This is a genomic window from Pseudomonas sp. MD195_PC81_125 (assembly GCF_014060985.1).
Lineage (GTDB): Bacteria > Pseudomonadota > Gammaproteobacteria > Pseudomonadales > Pseudomonadaceae > Aquipseudomonas > Aquipseudomonas parakoreensis.
The window spans coordinates 1-4,887 of record NZ_JABULD010000771.1 but is presented as its reverse complement, the minus strand read 5'-3'; the positions used below and the strand labels follow the sequence as shown (position 1 = coordinate 4,887).

Genomic DNA, 4,887 nt, shown 5'->3' with positions numbered 1-4,887 from the left:
GCAGCAGCGGGTATCAGCCTTTCAGGTCAAGCGCCGCGGTTGGAAAATGCCAAGATTCTTCAGCTTCTGGAGTCAGCCGCTAAGAGCGTACCTGAGGCAGGGATTGCCCTTGCCGAATTCTATTGCGACGAAGGCAATTACGAAGAAAAGCGAGCCTGTGTCAGTCCAGAAAAATCATTGAGCGCTCTCGTCACATCTGCCCAGCTCGGTTCCCCGGATGCACTGATTCAACTAGGCGGCGCCTATGAAACCGGCGCAATCATCCCTAGTGATTTGGTCCGGGCAATGGCGTGTTATCAGGAGGCCGACAAGAAAGGCAATGAGGCAGGTGCTAGAGGCGTCGAACGACTAAGTACCCAAGGCATTACCGCAAATAATTCAATTCATTGCCTTTAAAGCAGGATGCTATCGATGAGTACAGGTCTACTTGAACAGCGCGCGAAATACCCTTATAGCGGATATGAATACGGTTATGGTAAGGGCGGATCTGCGGACGAAGACGGTAATGGTCGGAAGGAAATTGATTGTTCCCACTTACTAAATCTAATGCTCCGTGATGCGGGGTATGACATCCCTTACCGCACTACAAGTCAACTTGCGACAGACACCACGCATTTCGAGTTCATTGCCCTCGACAGCGTTCAGCCGGGTGATATCGCGCTATGGACAGGAATGCACCATACCGGCGTGATTGAGGACATGGACGCTAACCGGGTCAAGGGGAATTTTTTCGGCTCGCAGAGTTCGACCGGGCCAAAGTCCGCAAAGTACGGTGCGGGTAGCGGCTACTGGCCGATGCCGAACAAGTACCTCCGGCCGAAGGCGGAGTACAGGACCGGTGCGCAACCGACGCCTGCTCCTGCTCCGGCGCCTGCAGCGACCCCGGCTCCGGCAGGATCACCGCTCATGAGTTTTCAATACCCGTTCAGAAAAGCGGACGGGAAGCAATTCGAGAGCGCCGACGAAATATATAAAGCACTAGAAAAAGAAACATCGGGCCACTATCTCTTGGGCAGTAATAAGTTCTGGCATGGTGGTATTCACATTAGCAATGCCAGTGCCCCTCAATGCATCTTAAACGAACCGATCCGCTGCATGGCTGACGGCGAGGTTGTGGCCTATCGGCTTAACGAAGACTATCTAGAATCTACGTTCGGCGAAAATGAGAAAAAACTGCAGTATTCCAACTCGTTTTGTTTTGGTGCGACATGAGTACAAATCTGCGCCAAACCCAGAAGAAGGACCGAATAAAGGCAAGCAAAACAAGCTGAATTTCTACAGCTTGTACATGCACCTTCTGCCCTTCAAGCGTTATCCGCTGACTGAGGAAGAAACTCCGAAGCCTCAAGTGACCATGAAGGTAAGTGACTTCAACGCTTACGACGATTTCCCTGAATCCAGTAGCATTCAGAACGTTGGCAAGCTCGTTGCGGGGACCAAACTTGAAATACTGGATCAAAAGGCCCTAGGCAACGTTACCTATGCGAAAGGGAAAATTCTTTCAGGTAGCGTTAAAAAGAACGGTCACAAAGTTCGCGAGGCTGGAAAGGAGGTCTGGTTCGCATATTTGAAAGACGGAGAACCCTACAAAAACTCCAAACCCGCACGTATATGGCTGGCAGACCCGATCCCGGAGCGTTTAAAGCCAAAATATTGGCAAGGTAAGGTGAAAGGAACCGCGTTGACAAGATTGGATCTTTATCAGGGTCCGATCTCTGCCCAAAATGGGCAGAATGCCGGTGATAAGATTGGCTCGCTGCAACTTAACCCTCAAAGTTCGGTGGAATTTGAAAGCAAAGAGGTACTGAACCTCAATGTTGCAGGGACAATTCGTCGAATGGCGAAATGTACGAGCAGCGGTAGCTTGGCTGGGGATGGAAACCTTCCTCCCAGCTTCTGGGCAATTGTGGAAAACGACTTTGTTGCTTGGGATGTAATCCCGAGCAGCTTTGACTCTGTGGAGTCCGCAAGCATTGGAATCAAGGCTGGAGATCCGATTGGCTACCTGGGATTGACTGAAAACCTGACCGGCGAAGATGGCGGTGTAGCGAGTAAGTATCAAGTGCACGTCGAGATATTCACTGCTGAAGCAGACGTAAAAGACTTCCTCAAGAATACGGCTGGTCTGAAGATCGGCAAGCAATACCTGTACTTGCCAGCCGGAAGCGATCTGAAGAAAAAAGCACCTGCGACAGACAGTACGGTGCTGAAAAAGGAACATGCAGTTGATTTGAACAAGACGCCGGTCATCAAGGTGGGTACCGACGATTACTACGATGTGACCGTTACTGACAATGCTCAGGCCGTCAATGGTCTAGTCAAGAAAGTGGGCGCACAAATTATCACTCAGCATGATTGGGAAAAGCTGGGGTTTCAGATCGTCGAAGAAACCAATGCGACAGCGGACGGGTTTCTCGATCCGAAGGACATGCCTGCGTTCTTTCAGGATCTGTTCACGAAGGTCGATAAAGACCAGAGCGGGCGACGTCGATCCGGCCGAGTTGGCCGAGGCGTTGAAAAACCCTGATACGCGGTCGCAATGGTCCAAGCTGGTTGCACATCATCCGACGGAGTGGAAAGCGAAAGCAGATGCTCCAAAATGGAGCCGGCTTGATACCGAGCTTGAGCACGCCCCGAAGACACTGAAGCATGAGAAAGAAAGGATCAGCAGCTATGTGTTTTGGGATGAACTGAAAGAAAAGGCTGCTATCAGTACCGACTTGATATGGCATTTCCATTCGATTGCCTTTGTAGCGAATGCGCTGTCGGCCGTTTGCATTCCACTCAACAAGGCCAAAGAAATCGCACTATTGGTTTCCTCCGGATACGAAGGAAAGAGCAAGTTGGATTATGAGGCACTGGCCGGTAATTTCGATGGTCAAGGTATGTCTTTCGGTGTTATTCAGTGGAACTTCGGGCAGGGCACGTTAGGGCCAGTTCTGCTGGAGATGCGTGGAGCAGATCAAGCCACGTTTGACGGATGTTTTGGTGCCAACATGAATTTCCAGACACTGATAAATTCGTTGAACTCTGCGAATACCGCCGCCCAAATGAGTTGGGCGACGGGAGTAATCGCCAGCAACAATGCAGGATGGAAATCGGCTTTCAAGAAGCTTGGCGAGGTCGAAGCGTTTCAAAAAATTCAGCTGAATCATGCGGCGAAATATAATGAGAATGTGATGTCTTGTATCAAGTTGATGCGCGAATTGGCACCGAATCTGATGGTGAAAATTCAACTGCGTACTTACTGTGCGCTATACGACTTGTGTGTTCAGCAAAATCATCTCGCGAAGGCGGAGCAGCTTATTAGAACCGAGTTCCCTAGTGCTAATATTACTACCCAAAAAGAGCTACTGATTTTTGTCTGTAAAAAACGAGCGGAAAAAGCCTCAGAGGCGTATAGGGCCGATGCCTTCAGTCGCCGGATGGGAATCATTCAGGGGCAAAAGTATACCGCTACAATGAGTGGCAATACTGCCACGCGAGAAAATGGCAATTACGGAATAATCGTAGAGGGTGACATCTGTGAGCTTTAAATTTCGCTGGTTTATTATTTTGATTTTTTTTTTCGTCTCCAGCGTGGAGCGAAGGGAAAAAGCTGGCATGCGATCCTGATACCAATATTTGCTCAGTGGCTATTTCTGAGAACTTCTGTGGTTCTGATGGCGTTCCAAAGGCGAAGTTTGATATCAGGAGCCAGAGTTATATATTGAGCTGTGAATGTGACTGTAGCTCTCAGGAAAACACCTTCTGGATTTTGAGTGCTGACGGAAAAGTGCAAACACTTGATGCGAGCAAGATCGTAAGTGGCGTGGATATTATCAAGAATAAATCCGGAGTACCTGACGCTTTCGGTGTGGTTCCTTATTGCCAACCAATTAATGCAAGTGGCGAAAGTCTGGTGTATCTACAGAAAGGTCCTGGCTCTGCGGGGCAACCACAACCATATTGCTATTCAGTGCTTGAACATGATGAAGCGCAGAAATGTGAAAGCGCTGAATGTCTGAGTAAGATAGAAATGGTCTCTGGAGTTGAGAAAAATATAAAAGAAGAACTTTTGGTCGAGTTCAAAAACGCCACGTCGCGCCTTTATAAGGATAAAGCAAGATTTTCTAGCTTTCCGAAACGTGATTTTATTGAACGCTACATTGGTGAGTATGGTTACTCTTCTGCCAGCCAACAAGTTTTCAATGACGTAGCATTTTTTTTGGCAGCAAGCAGGCTTCAATACCGACGCAATTTGGCTCTTGAAAAAAGTCATTTCAGAAAATCCGAAGCGGACAGTTGCCTATCTTAATCTCGCAGATGCTTATTGGGAGGCGGGTGATAAAGCATCCGCAGGAAAGAACTATAAGGTATACACCGATCTCATGAGCGAGAATGGCAAGCAAGCCAAGGTACCTGATCGGGTTAGGCAGCGTGCTACAACGCAGTAAAAGAAAAAGTTGCAGACTACTCTCCTTCTGTAAAGGCTCACGGGTCATGACTAGGCCTTGGAAACTTTATTGTTTGATAGGACGTTTGCTACGGGGCTTTAATGGATCTGTTCTGGTAAAGGAGCCGGATTTATTTTTTGCGCTCGACCGCTTTGAATTTGGTTGAGAACTTAAATAGATCTGGCCCGTTTGTCGGTTCTGACTCTATTTTCTGTCGCAAACCCGTTCAGAATTGAACGGATCACTGAGTTTTTTTACGGACGCCGAGGAATGCAGATTTTCAGATTCAGCCTCATTTTATTACTTTCAATACTGTCGCCTGTGGTCATGGCTGAGGGCACGATGATTGCCACCATCCTTCAGGCCGACTTTTCCAAGGATCCGGAAGTCCGGTTGCTTGTCAGAGTCGTTGATGTGGGTGGCGGTTCGGATACCCCTTCCATGGCGGTTC

At 48.6% G+C, this 4,887-nt stretch carries 5 protein-coding genes and 2 pseudogenes; all 7 read left to right on the top strand.

Annotated elements, in window-relative coordinates; genetic code table 11:
- Nucleotides 1–396, top strand: a pseudogene (locus HT737_RS29020) (sel1 repeat family protein); the annotation flags it as partial.
- Between the two features lie 15 nt (nucleotides 397–411).
- Nucleotides 412–1,212, top strand: a complete 801-nt coding sequence (locus tag HT737_RS32155; RefSeq protein WP_306287310.1) for a hypothetical protein — start codon at nucleotides 412–414, stop codon at nucleotides 1,210–1,212.
- Nucleotides 1,163–2,527: a hypothetical protein gene (locus HT737_RS32150; protein ID WP_306287309.1), complete on the top strand. Its 1,365-nt coding sequence runs from the start codon at nucleotides 1,163–1,165 to the stop codon at nucleotides 2,525–2,527. The genes HT737_RS32155 and HT737_RS32150 overlap by 50 nt, the downstream gene beginning before the upstream one ends.
- A complete protein-coding gene (locus tag HT737_RS32145; RefSeq protein ID WP_306287308.1) occupies nucleotides 2,502–3,536 on the top strand; it encodes a hypothetical protein in 1,035 nt (344 codons plus the stop codon). Before HT737_RS32150 ends, HT737_RS32145 begins: the two co-directional genes overlap by 26 nt.
- 95 nt (nucleotides 3,537–3,631) lie before the next feature.
- Complete coding sequence (locus tag HT737_RS29010) at nucleotides 3,632–4,297, top strand: hypothetical protein (RefSeq protein ID WP_182404545.1); 666 nt, start codon at nucleotides 3,632–3,634, stop codon at nucleotides 4,295–4,297.
- Nucleotides 4,248–4,436 (top strand): hypothetical protein, encoded by a 189-nt coding sequence (locus HT737_RS32920; protein ID WP_374011213.1) that lies wholly within the window; start codon nucleotides 4,248–4,250, stop codon nucleotides 4,434–4,436. Before HT737_RS29010 ends, HT737_RS32920 begins: the two co-directional genes overlap by 50 nt.
- Nucleotides 4,437–4,706: 270 nt before the next feature.
- A pseudogene (locus tag HT737_RS31440) lies at nucleotides 4,707–4,887 on the top strand (hypothetical protein); the annotation flags it as partial.